General features: G+C 71.1%; 15 protein-coding genes. 11 read left to right on the top strand and 4 right to left on the bottom strand.

Annotated features, from left to right (window positions below):
- Window positions 1-109: 109 nt before the first annotated feature.
- From AMETH_RS20365 to AMETH_RS20335, 7 genes are read left to right on the top strand one after another with little or no spacing between them, the layout of a single operon-like run.
- Window positions 110-877 (top strand): helix-turn-helix transcriptional regulator, encoded by a 768-nt coding sequence (locus AMETH_RS20365; RefSeq protein ID WP_026153199.1) that lies wholly within the window; start codon window positions 110-112, stop codon window positions 875-877.
- On the top strand, window positions 874-2,322 hold the full coding sequence (gene sufB, locus AMETH_RS20360) for a Fe-S cluster assembly protein SufB (RefSeq protein ID WP_017982998.1): 1,449 nt from the start codon (window positions 874-876) through the stop codon (window positions 2,320-2,322). The genes AMETH_RS20365 and sufB overlap by 4 nt, the downstream gene beginning before the upstream one ends.
- A 1-nt stretch (window position 2,323) precedes the next feature.
- A complete protein-coding gene (gene sufD, locus AMETH_RS20355; RefSeq protein ID WP_017982997.1) occupies window positions 2,324-3,490 on the top strand; it encodes a Fe-S cluster assembly protein SufD in 1,167 nt (388 codons plus the stop codon).
- Between the two features lie 41 nt (window positions 3,491-3,531).
- Entirely contained in the window at window positions 3,532-4,302 is a 771-nt protein-coding gene (sufC, locus tag AMETH_RS20350; protein WP_017982996.1) for a Fe-S cluster assembly ATPase SufC, read from the top strand.
- A 48-nt stretch (window positions 4,303-4,350) separates the two neighbouring features.
- Window positions 4,351-5,637: a cysteine desulfurase gene (locus tag AMETH_RS20345; RefSeq protein WP_017982995.1), complete on the top strand. Its 1,287-nt coding sequence runs from the start codon at window positions 4,351-4,353 to the stop codon at window positions 5,635-5,637.
- The gene (sufU, locus tag AMETH_RS20340) at window positions 5,638-6,081 is read left to right on the top strand and encodes a Fe-S cluster assembly sulfur transfer protein SufU (RefSeq protein ID WP_017982994.1); all 444 of its coding nucleotides are present in this window, start codon (window positions 5,638-5,640) and stop codon (window positions 6,079-6,081) included.
- Entirely contained in the window at window positions 6,078-6,470 is a 393-nt protein-coding gene (locus AMETH_RS20335) for a metal-sulfur cluster assembly factor (protein WP_017982993.1), read from the top strand. The genes sufU and AMETH_RS20335 overlap by 4 nt, the downstream gene beginning before the upstream one ends.
- Window positions 6,471-6,572: 102 nt before the next feature.
- Here AMETH_RS20335 and AMETH_RS20330 read toward each other — a convergent pair whose 3' ends face one another.
- Together AMETH_RS20330 and AMETH_RS20325 are read right to left on the bottom strand one after the other, a co-directional pair.
- Entirely contained in the window at window positions 6,573-6,941 is a 369-nt protein-coding gene (locus AMETH_RS20330) for a hypothetical protein (RefSeq protein WP_223842884.1), read from the bottom strand.
- 143 nt (window positions 6,942-7,084) lie between these two features.
- Window positions 7,085-8,788, bottom strand: coding sequence for a GGDEF domain-containing protein (locus AMETH_RS20325; RefSeq protein WP_017982991.1), 1,704 nt, complete (start codon window positions 8,786-8,788; stop codon window positions 7,085-7,087).
- A 110-nt stretch (window positions 8,789-8,898) separates the two neighbouring features.
- On the opposite strand from AMETH_RS20325, the gene AMETH_RS20320 reads away from it, so the two are divergent.
- From AMETH_RS20320 to AMETH_RS20310, 3 genes are all read left to right on the top strand, one after another.
- Entirely contained in the window at window positions 8,899-10,461 is a 1,563-nt protein-coding gene (locus AMETH_RS20320; RefSeq protein ID WP_085929365.1) for a deoxyguanosinetriphosphate triphosphohydrolase family protein, read from the top strand.
- 263 nt (window positions 10,462-10,724) lie between these two features.
- Entirely contained in the window at window positions 10,725-12,353 is a 1,629-nt protein-coding gene (locus tag AMETH_RS20315) for an ABC-F family ATP-binding cassette domain-containing protein (protein ID WP_017982989.1), read from the top strand.
- A 177-nt stretch (window positions 12,354-12,530) separates the two neighbouring features.
- Complete coding sequence (locus AMETH_RS20310) at window positions 12,531-12,740, top strand: helix-turn-helix domain-containing protein (protein ID WP_017982988.1); 210 nt, start codon at window positions 12,531-12,533, stop codon at window positions 12,738-12,740.
- Here AMETH_RS20310 and AMETH_RS20305 read toward each other — a convergent pair.
- Window positions 12,727-14,034: a glycosyltransferase 87 family protein gene (locus AMETH_RS20305; protein ID WP_017982987.1), complete on the bottom strand. Its 1,308-nt coding sequence runs from the start codon at window positions 14,032-14,034 to the stop codon at window positions 12,727-12,729. The genes AMETH_RS20310 and AMETH_RS20305 overlap by 14 nt on opposite strands.
- A 160-nt stretch (window positions 14,035-14,194) precedes the next feature.
- Here AMETH_RS20305 and AMETH_RS20300 point away from each other — a divergent pair, with 160 nt between their 5' ends.
- Window positions 14,195-16,063 (top strand): ABC transporter ATP-binding protein, encoded by a 1,869-nt coding sequence (locus AMETH_RS20300; protein WP_026153197.1) that lies wholly within the window; start codon window positions 14,195-14,197, stop codon window positions 16,061-16,063.
- Here the strand turns inward: AMETH_RS20300 and AMETH_RS20295 are convergent.
- Window positions 16,060-16,773 carry a sugar isomerase domain-containing protein gene (locus AMETH_RS20295; protein WP_017982985.1) on the bottom strand — a complete coding sequence of 238 codons (714 nt, stop codon included), beginning with the start codon at window positions 16,771-16,773 and terminating at the stop codon, window positions 16,060-16,062. The two genes, AMETH_RS20300 and AMETH_RS20295, sit on opposite strands and share 4 nt — an antisense overlap.
- Between the last annotated feature and the right edge of the window lie 16 nt (window positions 16,774-16,789).

Genomic DNA, 16,789 nt, shown 5'->3' with positions numbered 1-16,789 from the left:
GGCCCCGACCGGGCCGCCGACCAGCGCGGACGGGGCCCCGGCAGTGACCCCGCTCACCGTGAGATGGCCACTCTTTGCCTCCCCGCCCGAAATACGACACACTTATGTTGTGAAAAACAGCGGGCCCACCCAGCACCAGGACGGCGCGAGCCGCCCCGCTGCCGTGGTGCCCGCACAGGCCACCCCGGAAGGGCGGACTCGCCACGAGGTCGCCCGCCTCCTGCTGGAGGACGGCCCCATGACGGCGGGTGTCGTCGCCGAGCGGCTGGGCATCAGCCCGACCGCCGTGCGCCGCCACCTGGACGCCCTGGTCGCCGACGGGGAGGCCGAGACGCGGGACGCGCCACGGCGCGGACCGCGTGGCCGGGGCCGCCCGGCCAAGCTCTTCCTGCTCACCGAGACGGGACGGGCGCGGTTCGGGCACGCCTACGACGACCTCGCGGTCGCCGCCATCCGGTTCCTCGCCGAGCACGCGGGCGAGGACGCGGTGCGGGCGTTCGCGGAGCGCCGGGTGGCCGCGCTGGTCGAGCCGCACCGGGCCGCGGTCAACGCGGTCGACGGCCCCGCGCACCGGGCGGAGGCCCTGGCCGCCGCCCTGACCAGGGAAGGCTACGCTGCGTCCACCCGCCAGGTGGGCGCATCGGCCACCGGTGCCGGCGCGCAACTGTGCCAGCACCACTGCCCGGTCGCCCACGTCGCCGCTGAGTTCCCGCAGCTGTGCGAGGCGGAGACCGAGGCGTTCGCCAAGCTGCTGGGCACCCACGTCCAGCGGCTGGCGACCATCGCACGCGGTGACGCCGCGTGCACGACACACGTCCCTGCGGAAAATCCGCCGGGTCTGCAAGCGAAAGCTCCGGACGGAGGGGAACGCGAATGACTGCCGCTGCCGAGCAGCGCAATCCCACCACGACGCCGCTGTCCCAGGAAGAGACCATCGAGTCCCTGGGCAACTACGCGTTCGGGTGGGCCGACCCGGACGCCGCGGGCGCCAGCGCCCGACGCGGGCTGAACGCCGACGTGGTGGCCGACATCTCCGCGAAGAAGAGCGAGCCGGAGTGGATGCTCGAGACGCGCCAGAAGGCGCTGAAGCTCTTCGAGCGCAAGCCCATGCCGAACTGGGGCGCGGACCTGTCGGGCATCGACTTCGACAACATCAAGTACTTCGTCCGCTCCACCGAGCAGCAGGCCGCCAGCTGGGACGAGCTGCCCGAGGACATCAAGAACACCTACGACAAGCTGGGCATCCCGGAGGCGGAGAAGCAGCGCCTGATCGCCGGTGTCGCGGCCCAGTACGAGTCGGAGGTCGTCTACCACAAGATCCGCGAGGACCTCGAGGCCCAGGGTGTCATCTTCCTGGACACCGACACCGGCCTCAAGGAGCACCCGGAGCTGTTCCAGGAGTACTTCGGCTCGGTCATCCCGGCCGGTGACAACAAGTTCTCCGCGCTGAACACCGCGGTGTGGTCCGGCGGGTCGTTCATCTACGTGCCGCCGGGCGTGCACGTGGACATCCCGCTGCAGGCCTACTTCCGGATCAACACCGAGAACATGGGCCAGTTCGAGCGGACCCTGATCATCGTCGACGAGGGCGCCTACGTGCACTATGTCGAGGGCTGCACCGCGCCGATCTACAAGTCGGACTCGCTGCACTCGGCCGTCGTCGAGATCATCGTGAAGAAGGGCGGCCGCTGCCGCTACACGACGATCCAGAACTGGTCGAACAACGTCTACAACCTGGTCACCAAGCGCGCCAAGTGCGAAGAGGGCGCGACCATGGAGTGGATCGACGGCAACATCGGCTCCAAGGTCACGATGAAGTACCCGTCGGTCTTCCTGATGGGTGAGCACGCCAAGGGCGAGGTCCTCTCGATCGCCTTCGCGGGCGAGGGCCAGCACCAGGACGCGGGCGCGAAGATGGAGCACCTGGCGCCGCACACCTCCTCGACCATCGTGTCGAAGTCGGTGGCGCGCGGCGGCGGCCGCACCTCCTATCGCGGCCTGGTCAAGGTCGCCAAGCGGGCGCACCACTCCGCCTCCACGGTGAAGTGCGACGCGCTGCTGGTCGACACCATTTCCCGCTCGGACACCTACCCCTACGTCGACATCCGCAACGACGAGGTGTCGATGGGCCACGAGGCGACGGTGTCGAAGGTCTCCGAGGACCAGCTGTTCTACCTGATGTCCCGCGGTCTCACCGAGGACGAGGCCATGGCGATGGTCGTGCGCGGGTTCGTCGAGCCCATCGCGCGCGAGCTGCCCATGGAGTACGCGCTCGAGCTGAACCGCCTGATCGAACTGCAGATGGAAGGAGCCGTCGGCTGACATGACGGTGTCTGCTGAGAACACCGCCGCTGCCGCGGAGGCCGTCGTTCCGGCGGCGTCCCGCGCGGAGCGCTTCACCGGGTACGACGTCCAGGCCTTCGAGGTCCCCGGCGGCCGCGAGGAGAACTGGCGTTTCACCCCGATGAAGCGGCTGCGCGGGCTGCACGACGGCACCGCCACGGCCTCCGGCGAGGTCAAGGTCGACGTCGACGCCGCCCCCGAGGTGCGCGTCGAGACCGTCGGCCGCGAGGACGAGCGCCTCGGCCAGGCCGGCGTCCCGAGCGACCGGATCGCCGCGCAGGCGTACAGCTCGTTCGCCGCGGCGACCCTGGTGACCCTGCCCAAGGAGACCAAGGCGTCGAAGCCGACCGTGCTGCGGCTGACCGGCCCCGGCGAGGGCAACACCGCCTACGGCCACGTGCAGGTGCGCGCCGAGGCCTACGCCGAGGGCGTGGTCGTGCTCGACCACCTCGGCTCGGGCACCTACGCCGACAACGTCGAGTTCGTCGTCGGCGAGGGAGCCAAGCTCACCGTGGTCAGCGTCCAGGACTGGGCCGACGACGCGGTGCACGTCTCCGAGCAGCACCTCCGGCTCGGCAAGGACGCCACGGTCAAGCACATCGTGGTCACCCTGGGCGGCGACCTGGTGCGCGTCTCGCCGACCGCGACGTTCGCCGACCGCGGCGGCGACGTGGAGATGCTGGGCCTGTACTTCGCCGACGCCGGGCAGCACCAGGAGCACCGCCTCTTCGTCGACCACGCGGTCCCGAACTGCAAGTCGAACGTGATGTACAAGGGCGCGCTGCAGGGCGACGACGCGCACGCGGTGTGGATCGGCGACGTGCTGATCCGGGCCGCGGCCGAGGGCACCGAGACCTACGAGCTCAACCGCAACCTCGTGCTCACCACGGGCGCGCGCGCCGACTCGGTGCCGAACCTGGAGATCGAGACCGGTGAGATCGCCGGCGCCGGGCACGCGAGCGCCACGGGAAGGTTCGACGACGAGCAGTTGTTCTACCTGCAGTCGCGCGGGATCGAGGAGGAGCAGGCGCGGCGTCTGGTCGTCCGCGGGTTCTTCCACGAGATCCTGATGAAGATCGACGTTCCCGCGGTTCGCGAGCGCCTGGCCGAGGCGATCGAGGCCGAACTCGAAGCCGTCGGCAGCTGAGCCACTCCTTCCACCACGAGAGACAGAGACGAAAAAGGGCCATGGCCACACTGGAAATCAAGGACCTGCACGCGAGCGTCAACACCGACGAGGGCGCCAAGGAGATCCTGAAGGGCGTCAACCTGACGATCCGCTCGGGTGAGACGCACGCGATCATGGGCCCGAACGGCTCGGGCAAGTCGACCCTGTCCTACGCCATCGCCGGCCACCCCAAGTACGAGGTGACCTCCGGCGAGGTGCTGCTGGACGGCGAGAACGTGCTCGACATGTCGGTCGACGAGCGGGCGCGCGCCGGGCTGTTCCTGGCGATGCAGTACCCGGTCGAGGTGCCGGGCGTGTCGATGTCGAACTTCCTCCGCACCGCGGCCACCGCCGTGCGCGGCGAGGCGCCGAAGCTGCGCCACTGGGTCAAGGAAGTCAAGGACGAAATGGCCAAGCTGGAGATCTCGCCCGAGTTCGCCGAGCGCAGCGTCAACGAGGGCTTCTCCGGCGGTGAGAAGAAGCGCCACGAGATCCTGCAGCTGGCGCTGCTCAAGCCGAAGATCGCGATCCTGGACGAGACCGACTCCGGCCTGGACGTCGACGCGCTGCGGATCGTCTCCGAGGGCGTCAACGAGTACAAGGCCAACAACGAGGTCGGCGTCATGCTGATCACGCACTACACGCGGATCCTGCGCCACATCACGCCCGACTTCGTGCACGTCTTCGCCGACGGCAAGGTCGTCGAGTCCGGCGGCAAGGAGCTGGCGGACGAGCTGGAGGAGAACGGCTACGTCAGGTACACCGGCAAGAAGGAAGCCGCGGCGGTCTGACGTTGTTGTACCTCCCGAACTGACACCGCGAGAGAGGAGTTGGCGCGCATGACCACCACAGCCGCGGCCAACACGCCTTTGGACGTCGCTGCGCTGCGCGCCGACTTCCCCATCCTGTCGCGCACCGTGCGCGACGGGAAACCCCTGGTGTACCTGGACTCCGGCGCCACCTCGCAGCGGCCGACGCAGGTGCTGGACGCCGAGCGCCGGTTCCTGGAGACCTCGAACGCGGCGGTGCACCGCGGTGCGCACCAGCTCGCCGAAGAGGCCACCGACGCCTACGAGTACGCCCGCGCCCGCACCGGCGAGTTCGTCGGCGCGGACCCGGGCGAGCTGGTGTTCACCAAGAACGCCACCGAGGGCATCAACCTCGTCGCGTACGCGATGAGCAACGCGGCGACCGCGGGCCCGGAGGCCGAGCGGTTCCGCATCGGCCCGGGCGACGAGATCGTCATCACGGCCATGGAACACCACGCGAACCTGGTGCCCTGGCAGCAGTTGTGCCAGCGCACCGGCGCGACGCTGCGGTGGTTCGACTTGACCGACACGTTCCGGCTGGACCTGTCCAACCTGGACGAGCTGGTCAACGAGCGCACCAAGATCGTCGCGTTCGCGCACCAGTCCAACGTGCTCGGCACGATCAACCCGGTCGAGCCGATCGTCCGCCGCTCCCGTGAGGTGGGCGCGCTGACGCTGCTGGACGCGTGCCAGTCGGTGCCGCACTTCCCGGTCGACTTCCACGCCCTCGGCGTGGACTTCGCGGTGTTCTCCGGGCACAAGATGCTCGCGCCGTCCGGCATCGGCGTGCTCTACGGGCGCCGCGAGCTGCTCGAAGCGATGCCGCCGTTCCTCACCGGCGGGTCGATGATCGAGCTGGTCACCATGGAGCGCACCACGTTCGCGCCGCCGCCGCAGAAGTTCGAGGCCGGCGTGCCGATGACTTCGCAGGCCGTCGGGCTCGGTGCGGCGGTGGACTACCTGACCGCGATCGGCATGGAGCGGGTGGCCGCGCACGAGCACGCGCTCGTCGAGGCCGCGCTGGCCGGGATCGCCGAGATCCCCGGTGTCCGGCTGATCGGTCCCGGGGACAGCGCCGACCGTGGCGCGACCGTCGCGTTCGTCGTCGACGGGGTGCACCCGCACGACGCCGGCCAGGTGCTGGACAGCCTGGGCATCGCGGTGCGCGTCGGTCACCACTGCGCGTGGCCGCTGCACCGGGTCTGCCAGGTGCCCGCCACCGTGCGGGCGACGTTCTACCTGTACAACGATCTGTCCGAAGTGGACGCGCTGCTCGGTGGTGTCCGCGAGGCGCAGAAGTTCTTCGGGGTGGCGTAGGTGAACCTGGAGAGCATGTACCAGGAGATCATCCTGGACCACTACAAGAACCCGCACGGCCACGGCCTGCGGGAGCCCTTCGACGCGGAGTCGTTCCAGGTGAACCCCACCTGCGGCGACGAGATCACCCTGCGGCTGAAGGTGGAGGGCGACAAGGTCGCCGACGTCTCCTACGAGGGGCAGGGCTGCTCGATCAGCCAGGCGTCCGCGTCGGTGCTGACCGATCTGGTGACCGGTCACACCGTGTCGGAGGCGTTGTCCACGATGGACACCTTCGTGGAGATGATGCAGAGCCGCGGCCAGATCGAGCCGGACGAGGATGTGCTGGAGGACGCGGTCGCCTTCGCCGGGGTGTCGAAGTACCCGGCGCGGGTGAAGTGCGCCCTGCTGGGCTGGATGGCGTTCAAGGATGCGCTGACCCGCACGAACGGAGCCGAGAAGTGACCGAGGAGCAGACGCGCGAGGGCCGCACCGCGGAGGACCTGCCCGAGCAGGCGCAGCCGCCTGCCGCGGACGTGGCCAAGATCGAGGACATCGAGGAGGCCATGCGGGACGTCGTCGACCCCGAGCTCGGTATCAACGTGGTCGACCTCGGGCTGGTCTACGACATCCGCGTGGAGCAGGACAACACCGCCACGATCGACATGACGCTGACGTCGGCGGCTTGCCCGCTGACCGACGTGATCGAGGATCAGACGGCCTCGGTGCTGGTCGGCCAGGCCGGCGTGGTGAAGGACTTCCGGATCAACTGGGTCTGGATGCCGCCGTGGGGTCCGGAAAAGATCACCGACGACGGCCGGGAGCAGCTCCGGGCGCTGGGTTTCACTGTCTAGAGCTAGATTTTCACCCGCGGAACACCGCCGCCGCACTCGGGACGCCCTCCGGGGATTTCGAGCCGCGCGGCGGTGTTCCGCGTTGTGGGGCTGTCGCACCCGCTAGACCGGCACCGTTGCCTGCGGTACGCCGCCTCCGCAGTCCGGGCCGTTCGGGTACACCAGCTGGGCGGCGGCGGTCTGTGTCGCGCGGTCCAGCTCGGCACCGGACGCGTCGGTCAGCACCACCGTGATCTCGACCGGCCCTTCGCGCAGGTCGGCCACGTCGACGAAGGTGTGCCAGCCGCCGGTCTCCACCAGCCGCGCCGAGCACGTGTCGTCCGGGGCGGTGCCGGTGCAGCCCTGCGGTTCGGCGGCGGTGGCGCGGTGCAGGTCGGGCCGCCAGGTGCGACAGTCAGCTCCCCAGCAGGCGGTCACCTCCGCACCCGCTACGTCCGGCCGGGGCGCCACGTCGAGGCTGATCCCCGGCATCGCACCGATCATCGTGCAAGCCCGCTCACCGCCCGCTGACCCCTCCGACGCCCCGCACGCCGTCAGCCCAGCCAGCCCCAGCGCCAACACCGGCAACATCCGCATGCTTCCCAGACGGACCACGCGGCCAGCCGGTTGCACACCTACCCGGCGCGGCTCAATCCCACCGGACCGGCGGGGCGTTGCTCCGGCAGCGCGTGCCGCGAACGGCCGCGCAGCACCTCGACCCGCTCGGAGCCCGGGCGTCCCAGCACCCAGCTCGACCCCGGCACCGACTTGGCCTGCTTCTTCAGCGGCGCCAGTAGCCGCGACGCCTCGCGGTAGGACTCGATCGTCGCCGTCGCGCAGACCAGCGTCGCCAGCGACACGGTCACCGGCATGCCCTCCGCGGTCCACGGCGTGTCCAGCAGCGCGCCCGCGATCGTGCCGATCTCATCCACGTCGCAGGCGATCAGGAAGTCGTCGCCGCCGACGTGGCTCACCACCATCCTCGGCAGGCGCGACGCCAGGTCCGTCAGGGTGCGCCCGATCGCGCGGATCAGGTCGTCCCCGGCGGCGAAACCGGCGTTGTCGTTGACCGCCTTGAACGAGTCGACGTCCAGCCACGCCGCGACGAACGCCTCCCGGCTGCCGATCCGCCGGTCCACGTCCCGCGCCACCGTGTCGCTGCCCGGCAGCCGCGTCAGCGGGTTGAGCGCCGCCGCCTCCTCGACCTTCGCCTCGGCCACCCCGCGCACCACCTCGGTCACCAGCACCACGCCGAGGCAGCGGCCCGCGTCGTCGACTACCACCACGTCGTCGCCGGTGCGGCCCCAGTCCGCGTCGGTCACCAGCTCGAGCAGCTCCAGCGCGCCGGCGTCGGCGTGGATCGTGTGCGGCGTGTCCGCGAGCCGCTCCGCGCCGCGCTTCGCGTGCAGGGCGTGCCCGTACGGGCCGGTGACCGACACCAGGAACCGGGTGCGGTCGATCGACCACCGCGGCCGACCGTCGTCGTCGATCCCGACGATGCCGCTGGGCGCGTCGCCGGCGGCCAGCGCGGTGCGCACGTCGTCGCAGGTCGCGTCGTGCGGCAGGGTGCTCGCCGGGCGCAGGAAGTCCCGCACGCGCGGCGTGGTGAGCGGCCCCGGCGTGAGGCGCTCCTCCGGATCGGGGATCGCCGGGGTCAGCAGGTGCCCCAGGTTCACCCCGGCCCGGGCGGGGGCGAACAGGTTGCCCTGCGCGATGCGCACCCCCAGGCGGCGCACCGCTCCCAGCTGCGCTTCGGTCTCGACGCCGGTCGCCACCAGTCGCGCGCTGGTGCGGGCCGTGAAGTGCAGCAGGGATTCGACGACCGCGACCGAGCCCGCGTCGCCGGGCAGTCCGCGCAGCACGCTGCGGTCGAGTTTGAGGACGTCCACCGGCGCGGCCGCGAGCATCGCGAACGGCAGGTCGCCGCGGCCGAGGCCGTCCAGCGCCAGCCGGAAACCCAGCTCGCCGAGCCGGTGCAGGCCGGCGAGCAGCTGTTCGGGCCACACCGAGCAGAATGGCGGCCCGACCTCCAGCACCACCTCGCGCGGCCGCTTGCCGACGCGGGCGAGCGTGTCGAGCAGGGGATCCACCGCGGGCGCGGCCGCGGTGGCGGCCGTGATGTTCAGGTGCAGCGGCAGCAGCGTCTGCTGGTCGGCTTCGGCGCGCACGGCGTCGCACGCCAGCGCGATGTCGGTCTCGACGAGCCGCCGCTCGCGGCGCGCGGTGTCGAGCAGTTCGTGCACGGACCCCTCGGCGGGGCGGGCCAGCGCTTCGAGCGCGACCATACCGCCGGTGTTCAGGCTGTAGAGCGGCTGGAAGGCGAACCGGACTGGGCGCACGGACCGATCTTCGCTGGTGGGGTGGCCGTTTTGAAAGAGATGTCGACTGATGTTCACCTGCGGGGCGGGCAGCGTACTCCCGCGGCGGTGCGGGCGGGACAGATACGGTGATGCGCATGGAACGCGATCCGCGGACGCTACGCCGGGAGAACGCCAGCGAACCGGCGTGGTCCGATCTGGCCGACAACCCCTTCCGGGCCGACCGGGACCGCATCGTGGTGTCGCCGTTCTTCGCCCGGCTCGGCGGCGTGACCCAGGTGGTCAGCGCGGCCGGGTCCGGGCTGCTGCACAACCGGCTCACACACAGCCTCAAGGTCGCCCAGGTCGCCCGCGCCATCTCGCAGCGGCTGCTGTCCTCGGTGGACTCCGCCGAGCTGATCGGCAAGCTCGGCGGGCTCGACCCGGACGTCGCCGAGGCCGCCGCGCTCGCCCACGACCTCGGGCACCCGCCGTTCGGGCACCTGGGGGAGCAGGTGCTGGACCGCATCGCCCGGCACCGGTTCTCGCTGCCGGACGGGTTCGAGGGCAACGCGCAGACGTTCCGGATCATCACCACGACCGATGTGCGCGGGCCTGCGGCGGTCGGGCTGGACCTCACCGCGGCCGTGCGGGCGGCGGTGCTGAAGTACCCGTGGGCGCGGCTGCACTGGCCCGACCCGCACCCGGCCGCGATGCGCATCCCGCCGCGGGGCGCGGCCGAGCCGGACGAGGCGCCGGGCACCGGTTCGAGCAAGTTCTCCGCGTACTGCACCGAGCTGGACGACGTGGTGGCCGCGCGCGGGCCGTTCGCCGGGCGGATCGAGCCGTGGCAGCAGACCGTCGAGGCGTCCGTGATGGACACCGCCGACGACCTCGCCTACGCCATCCACGACATCCAGGACTTCCACCGCATCGGTGTGCTGCAGCACGCGCCGGTGGCCGCCGAGCTGGGGGAGTGGCTCGATCACGCCGTGGAGTTGGCCGGCCTGGACAACGCGACGCTGGCCGCGCAGATCCGCCGCCCCGGCCGGTCACTGGAGCAGCTGCGGCGCCGCATGCACGCCAAGGACGCGTGGATCGTCGACGACGACGCTTTCGCCCATGCGGTGTCGCGGATACGCGCCGAGCTGGTCGACGGCCTGCTGGCGGAGCCGTTCGACGGGTCGATCGAGGCGGAGCAGGCCACGGCGGCGTTCTCCGCGCGGTGGACGCACCGGCTGGTGGACGGCGTGATCGTGCTGCCGTCGCCGTCCACCCGGGCCGGGCACGTCTCGCTGCGGACCGCGCAGTGGCACGAGGTGCAGGTGCTGAAGTTCGTGCACCGCCGGTTCGTGCTGCTGCGCCCGGAACTGGCCCTCCACCAGCGCGGACAGGCGTCACTGCTCACGACGCTCGTCGACGCGCTCGACGCATGGCTCGTCGACCGGGACGAGGTGTCGCGGTTGCCCAGGCGCCTGCACGACCTGGTGGAGCTGGCGCAGTCGGAGTTCGAGGACCTGGCCCATAGCGCGCCCGAACTGCTGGTCGGAGCGACGGGCGAGCCGGTCGCGGGCGCGGACGCCGTGCGGGGACTGGCGAGGGGGAGGGCGGTGATCGACTTCGTGTCGTCGCTGACGGACAAGCAGGCGGTCAGCCTGCTGGACGCGCTGTCCGGCCGATCCGGCCAACCGTGGTCGGACAGCTTCGTGCTCTGAGCAGCACACCACCAACCAACGCAAGCCGGCAACGAGAAGACCGACCGCGAACCAGACCTCCCCACCGCGCGAACGCGTGTCAGGCGACGGGATGACCACCCAGCGACGTGGGGTGGCGTGGTGAGACCCGCCACCGCGGGGAAAATGGCTGGACGGTGATCCGTACACTGGGTTGCGTGGATGTCCAGTTGGAGTAGCTCCGGGCCGCCTGTCCGGCAGGCCCGTCGATGCCACCCGTCCACCCCCGCTATCCGGGAGTTCTCTTGATCACGGCCACCGGCCTCGAACTGCGCGCCGGGTCGCGCATTCTGCTTTCCGACACCACCCTGCGCATCCAGCCGGGCGATCGCATCGGCCTGGTCGGGCGCAACGGCGCCGGCAAGACCACCACCCTGAAGGTCCTCGCGGGTGAGGGGGAGCCCTACGCGGGCGAGGTCCGCCGCGGCAGCGAACTCGGCTACCTGCCCCAGGACCCGCGCGAGGGCGACCTCTCCGTCACGGCCAAGGACCGCGTCCTGTCCGCCCGCGGTCTCGACACCCTGCTGCGCGACATGGAGAAGGCCCAGACCGCCATGTCCGAGCTGGTCGACGACGCTGAACGGGACAAGGCCATCCGCCGCTACGGCCGCCTCGAAGAGCGCTTCGCCTCGCTGGGCGGGTACGCCGCCGAGAGCGAAGCCGCCCGCATCTGCGCCAACCTCGGCCTGGCCGACCGCGTCCTCGCCCAGCCGCTGCGCACCCTCTCCGGCGGTCAGCGCCGCCGCGTCGAGCTGGCCCGCATCCTGTTCGCCGCCTCCGACGTGGGCGCCTCCGGCCGCTCGGACACGATCCTGCTGCTCGATGAGCCGACCAACCACCTCGACGCCGACTCGATCAACTGGCTGCGCGGCTTCCTCAAGGGCCACGAGGGCGGTCTCGTGGTGATCAGCCACGACGTCGAGCTGCTGGCCGAGGTCGTCAACAAGGTCTGGTTCCTCGACGCCACCCGCGGCGAGCTGGACAACTACAACATGACCTGGAACCGCTACCTGGAAGCGCGCGCCACCGACGAGAAGCGCCGCCGCCGGGAGCGGGCCAACGCCGAGAAGAAGGCCGCCGCGCTGCAGGCCCAGGCCGCGAAACTCGGCGCGAAGGCCACGAAGGCCGTCGCGGCGAAGAACATGGCCCGCCGCGCCGAGCAGATGCTCGCGAGCCTGGACGACCAGCGCCAGGCCGACAAGGTCGCGCACATCAAGTTCCCGGCCCCCGCCCCGTGCGGGCGCACCCCGCTCACCGCCGAGGGACTGTCCAAATCGTACGGCTCGCTGGAGATCTTCACCGGCGTCGACCTCGCGATCGACCGCGGCACCAAGGTCGTCGTGCTCGGCCTCAACGGCGCGGGCAAGACCACCCTGCTGCGCCTGCTCGGCGGCATGGAGAAACCCGACACCGGCAGCGTCGAAGCCGGCCACGGGCTGCGCCTCGGCTACTACGCGCAGGAACACGAGACACTGGACCACGACGCGAGCGTGTGGGAGAACATCCGCCACCTCGCCCCCGACACCGGCGCGCAGGAGCTGCGGAACCTGCTGGGCTCGTTCCTGTTCACCGGTGAGCAACTCGACCAGCCCGCCGGCACCCTCTCCGGCGGCGAGAAGACCCGGCTCGCGCTCGCGGGCCTGGTGTCCAGCGCCGCCAACGTCCTGCTGCTCGACGAGCCGACGAACAACCTCGACCCGGCCAGCCGCGAACAGGTGCTCAACGCCCTGCGCAGCTACACCGGCGCCGTCGTGCTGGTCACCCACGACCCGGGCGCGGTCGAGGCGCTGGAGCCCGAGCGCGTGATCCTGTTGCCCGACGGCACGGAGGATCACTGGTCGGATGATTACTTGGAACTCGTCCAGTTGGCGTGAGGTAAACAAAGGCCCGATTGCTTAGTTGGACTAGGCAACCACCTTGAATGGCGCAATTTTTCCGCCATTGGGCAGGTTTTTCGCCCGTCGTCTGGCAAATTCTCGGTTCGTGTTCGATCATTGCGTGACGAGGCCCACTGTGGCCTGCCAACGCGATCTGGTGGAAGGCGGAACGACGTGGCTGACCTGAAGAAGGGCGCGCGGATCACCGGCAGTACGCGTGACAAGCTGGCCGCTGACCTGAAGAAGAAATACGAGAAGGGCGCCAGCATTCGAGCCCTGGCCGAGTCGACCGGACGCTCGTACGGCTTTGTGCACCGCGTGCTTTCCGAATCCGGTGTGCAGTTGCGCGGACGCGGCGGGGCGACGCGCGCTAAGAAGAAGTAGGCCGGGCACCTCCGGCCTCGGCGCGGCGGAAGCACAACATCGCACCGAGGAGCACGCACGGGTACACCAGGTACCCGAAGCGCGTCGCGGGCGTCAGGAGCGTGAACGCTCCCAGCCCGACGGCGATGCGCCACAACGCGTCCGAGCCCGCGACGGGCGGACGCCGCAGCAACCACACGAGGATCGCGGCAGCGGCGCCCGCGAGCAGGACGAACGCGGCCACTTTCCCGGCCGGTCCGGTACTGGCGATGAGATAGCCCGGCAGCGGGCTCGCCGCCGGTGACGTCACCTGGCCCAGGCCGGCCGGGAACCGGATCACGTGCTCCACGAAGGCCCGCGGGTTCACCAGGAACACCGGGATGTTGAGCACCGCGCACGCGACCACCGTCGTGGTGAGGAAGCGCGCCAGGGCCCTGCCGCCCAGGCGGGCGAAGACGAGCACGGCCAGCACCACCGCGGCCGGTGCGACGATGAGCTTCGCGCTGATCACCAGCGCGAGGACGATCCCGCTCGCCACCGGACGGTCCCGGGCCGCGAGCGCGGCGGCGACGAGCATGAGACCGACGATCGCCAGGTCCGGCCCGGCGACCGCCCAGGTCAGCGCAGTGAGCGGGCACGCCATCGCGAACTGCGCCGCGCGCACCGGAACCCGCGGCGTCCGGGACAGCCGGATCGTCAGCCACGCGCACACGCACGCGGTCAGGGCGAACATCAGCCGGGCGTCGGTGAGTGCGTCGGCCACCGGGCTCCCGCCGAACAGGGCGCGGGGCAGCCCGAACACGGCCATGACCGGCCCGTAGGGCGTATAGTCGTTGACCTCCGGCGCCCGGGTGAGCGCCCCGACGTCCACATACGGCGTGCCGTTGTCCAGCAGCAGGCGTGCCGACCGCTCGATCACCCACACCTCTGGCTGCGCGCTCCAGGAGAACGGCGTGTTCAGCCAGTCGGTGCCGGTCAGCCGCCGGACCACCAGGATCGCCAGGGGCAGCAGCATCGACAGCACGCCGATGCCGGCGATCCCCACCCAGCGGGAACGCAGCAGCCCGCCCTGGCGGCGGGTGGCGATCAGCCAGCCGGTGTGTGCGGTGGCGAAGCCGTAGCCGAACGCGGCGCACGCACCCCAGATGCGAAAACCGTAGAACTGGTTGGTGAGGGCCAGCGCGATGGCGTAGACGGTGCACCCGAGGTAGAAGACCAGGTCGACGGTCAGCGGGTGCGCGGCGAGCAGGGCCCGCCACCGGTCGAGGGCGGCTGCGGGGACCGGCCGGCGCACCTCGGTGTGCTCAGTGGTCATCGCGGGCCGCCGGGTGGTCTCGTTCGTCCCTCCCCATGGGCAAAGGTTACCGAGGGCGGAATCGCGGGCAACGCCTGGGAAGCTTTTGGTGACCTGCCGCGTTGACCTCTGCGTCTTCGGGGTAGACATCAAGTAATGTCGAACTTTTAGGGTGGGCGGCGTGGACAACACCTGGTCGTTGATGAGTTCGGCGATGCGCGCGGCGAACACGCCGAAGGGCCTCGCGCCCGGAACCGTGCGGCGGGTCACGCGCTTCGCCCGCCCGTACTGGCGCAGCCTGCTGGTTTTCCTGGCGCTGACCGTGGTGTCGGCGGTGATCGCGGTGAGCACGCCGGTACTGGCGGGCAAGGTGGTCGACACCATCGTCGGCGGCAAGGACGCCGGCCTGGTCGTCCTGCTTGCCGTCGTCGTGGCCGGGCTGGCGATCGCCGACGCCGGGTTCGGGCTCGTCGAACGCTGGCTGTCCGCCCGCATCGGCGAGGGACTGATCTACGACCTGCGCCGCGCGGTGTTCGAGCACGTGCAGCGCATGCCGATCGCGTTCTTCACCCGCACCCGCACCGGCGCGCTGGTCAGCCGCCTGAACAACGACGTGATCGGCGCGCAGCGCACGTTCACGGCGACCCTGTCCGGCCTGGTCACGAACGTGATCCAGCTGGTGCTCTCGCTCGCGGTCATGGTCACCCTGTCCTGGCAGGTGACGCTGCTGGCGCTGGTGCTGCTGCCGGTGTTCGTGCTCCCCGCGCGCCGCATCGGCCGCCGGATGGCCGACCTGCAGCGCGAGTCGGCCCAGCTCAACGCCGGGATGACCACCCAGATGACCGAGCGGTTCTCCGCGCCGGGCGCGACGCTGGTCAAGCTGTTCGGGCGGCCGAAGCGGGAGGTCGAGGACTTCGGCGCCCGCGCCGGCCGCGTGCGGGACATCGGCGTGCGGACCGCGATGCTGACCCGCTGGTTCATGACCAGCCTGACCCTGGTCTCGGCCCTCGCGACGGCCCTGGTCTACGGGCTCGGCGGCTGGCTGGCGATCCGCGGGCAGCTCGCCCCGGGCACCGTCGTCGCCCTCGCGCTGCTGCTGACCAGGCTCTACAGCCCGCTGACCGCGCTGGCCAACGTCCGCGTGGACGTGATGACCGCGCTGGTGTCGTTCGAGCGGGTCTTCGAGGTGCTCGACCTGGATCCGATGATCACCGAGAAGCCGGACGCCCGCACCGTGCCGGAGGGTGGCGTGTCGGTCGAGTTCGACGACGTCCGCTTCGCCTACCCGGCCGCCGACAAGTACTCGCTCGCCTCGCTGGAGGAGGTGTCCACACTGGACACCCGCGGCGGCGAGGAGGTCCTGCACGGGATCAGCTTCCGTGCCGAACCGGGGCAGATGGTCGCGCTGGTCGGCTCGTCCGGTGCGGGCAAGTCGACGATCGCGTCGCTGCTGCCGCGCCTCTACGACGTCGACTCCGGCGCCATCCGGCTGTCCGATGTGGACGTCCGCGACCTGGCCTTCGCCGCGATCCGGGACACTGTCGGCGTGGTCACCCAGGACGGGCATCTGTTCCACGACACCATCCGCGCCAACCTGGAGTACGCGCGGCCGGGTGTCGCGGAGGAGGAGATCTGGGACGCGCTGGAGCGAGCGCGGCTCGCCGAGCTGGTCCGCAGCCTGCCCGACGGGCTGGACACGCTGGTGGGGGAGCGCGGCTACCGGCTCTCCGGCGGTGAACGGCAGCGGCTGACCATCGCGCGGCTGCTGCTGGCGCACCCGCGGGTGATCGTGCTGGACGAGGCGACCGCGCACCTGGACTCGGAGTCCGAGGCGGCGGTCAGCGAGGCCCTGTCGCACGCGCTGGAGGGCCGAACCGCGCTGGTCATCGCGCACCGGTTGTCCACCGTGCGGGCGGCCGACCAGATCCTGGTGGTCGAGGCCGGGCGCATCGTCGAACGCGGCACCCACGAGGAGCTGCTCGCCGTGAACGGCCGCTACGCCGACCTTTACCACACCCAGTTCGCCGAGGAGCCCGCCGCGGCGGCCTAACGGAGGGCGGGCACCCGCGGGCGGTAGTGGTCCAGCAGCGTGGCGTTGGCCGCGTCGCCGCCCTCGACGTTCGAGCTGCGCCACAGCGGCACCTCGACGCCGTCCTGGCGGGCCGTGTCGAAGACGTGCGCCAGCACCTCGTTCCACAGGAACACGTTGAGCAGCGAGGACAGCGCCACCGTGCGCGGGTCGTCCGCGGGGAAGGCGGCGTCGCCCGGGCGGACACCGGTGTCGAGCACGACGTCGGCCTGCTCCAGCAGGGTGCTGTGCGAGCGGCGCGGCGCCGCCTCGACCGACGCCCGCGAGGTCACCGCCACCACCGGCGCCCCCGCCGCGCGGGCGGCCTCGGCCAGCTCCACCGGGTAGGGGTTGACGCCGGAGTTGGAGAACACGAACACCACGTCGGCCCGCCCGGGCGCGCGCTCGGCCAGCACCTCCGCGGCCAGGCCGGACCGCCGCTCCGCCGCCGTGCTGGCCGCGGCGCCGTGCAGCGGCAGCAGGTCCGGGTGGTACAGCGGATACACGCAGGCCAGGCCGCCCGCGCGGTAGAAGGTCTCGGCGACCGACGCCAGCGAGTGCCCGGCGCCTGCGGTAAACACCAGCGCGTCCGCCCGCACCGCACCCAGCACCAGCGCGGCGGCCCGCTCGATCTCCCTGCCGTTGCGTTCGCCGGCCCGCTGCAGCGCGCCGGCGACCAGATCGTTGATCATGCGCCCGACCCTAGGC

It is taken from the genome of Amycolatopsis methanolica 239 (genome assembly GCF_000739085.1).
GTDB lineage: Bacteria > Actinomycetota > Actinomycetes > Mycobacteriales > Pseudonocardiaceae > Amycolatopsis_E > Amycolatopsis_E methanolica.
Note: the sequence above shows the minus strand (reverse complement) of the source record. Positions and strands in the feature narration are given on the sequence as shown.

Coding starts and splice junctions, on each gene's coding strand:
- AMETH_RS20345 (WP_017982995.1), top strand. CDS start 4,351: ATGACCACCACAGCCGCGGCCAACACGCCTTTGGACGTCGCTGCGCTG.
- sufD (WP_017982997.1), top strand. CDS start 2,324: ATGACGGTGTCTGCTGAGAACACCGCCGCTGCCGCGGAGGCCGTCGTT.
- sufC (WP_017982996.1), top strand. CDS start 3,532: ATGGCCACACTGGAAATCAAGGACCTGCACGCGAGCGTCAACACCGAC.
- AMETH_RS20295 (WP_017982985.1), bottom strand. CDS start 16,773: ATGATCAACGATCTGGTCGCCGGCGCGCTGCAGCGGGCCGGCGAACGC.
- AMETH_RS20305 (WP_017982987.1), bottom strand. CDS start 14,034: ATGACCACTGAGCACACCGAGGTGCGCCGGCCGGTCCCCGCAGCCGCC.
- AMETH_RS20320 (WP_085929365.1), top strand. CDS start 8,899: ATGCGCATGGAACGCGATCCGCGGACGCTACGCCGGGAGAACGCCAGC.
- sufB (WP_017982998.1), top strand. CDS start 874: ATGACTGCCGCTGCCGAGCAGCGCAATCCCACCACGACGCCGCTGTCC.
- AMETH_RS20330 (WP_223842884.1), bottom strand. CDS start 6,941: ATGCCGGGGATCAGCCTCGACGTGGCGCCCCGGCCGGACGTAGCGGGT.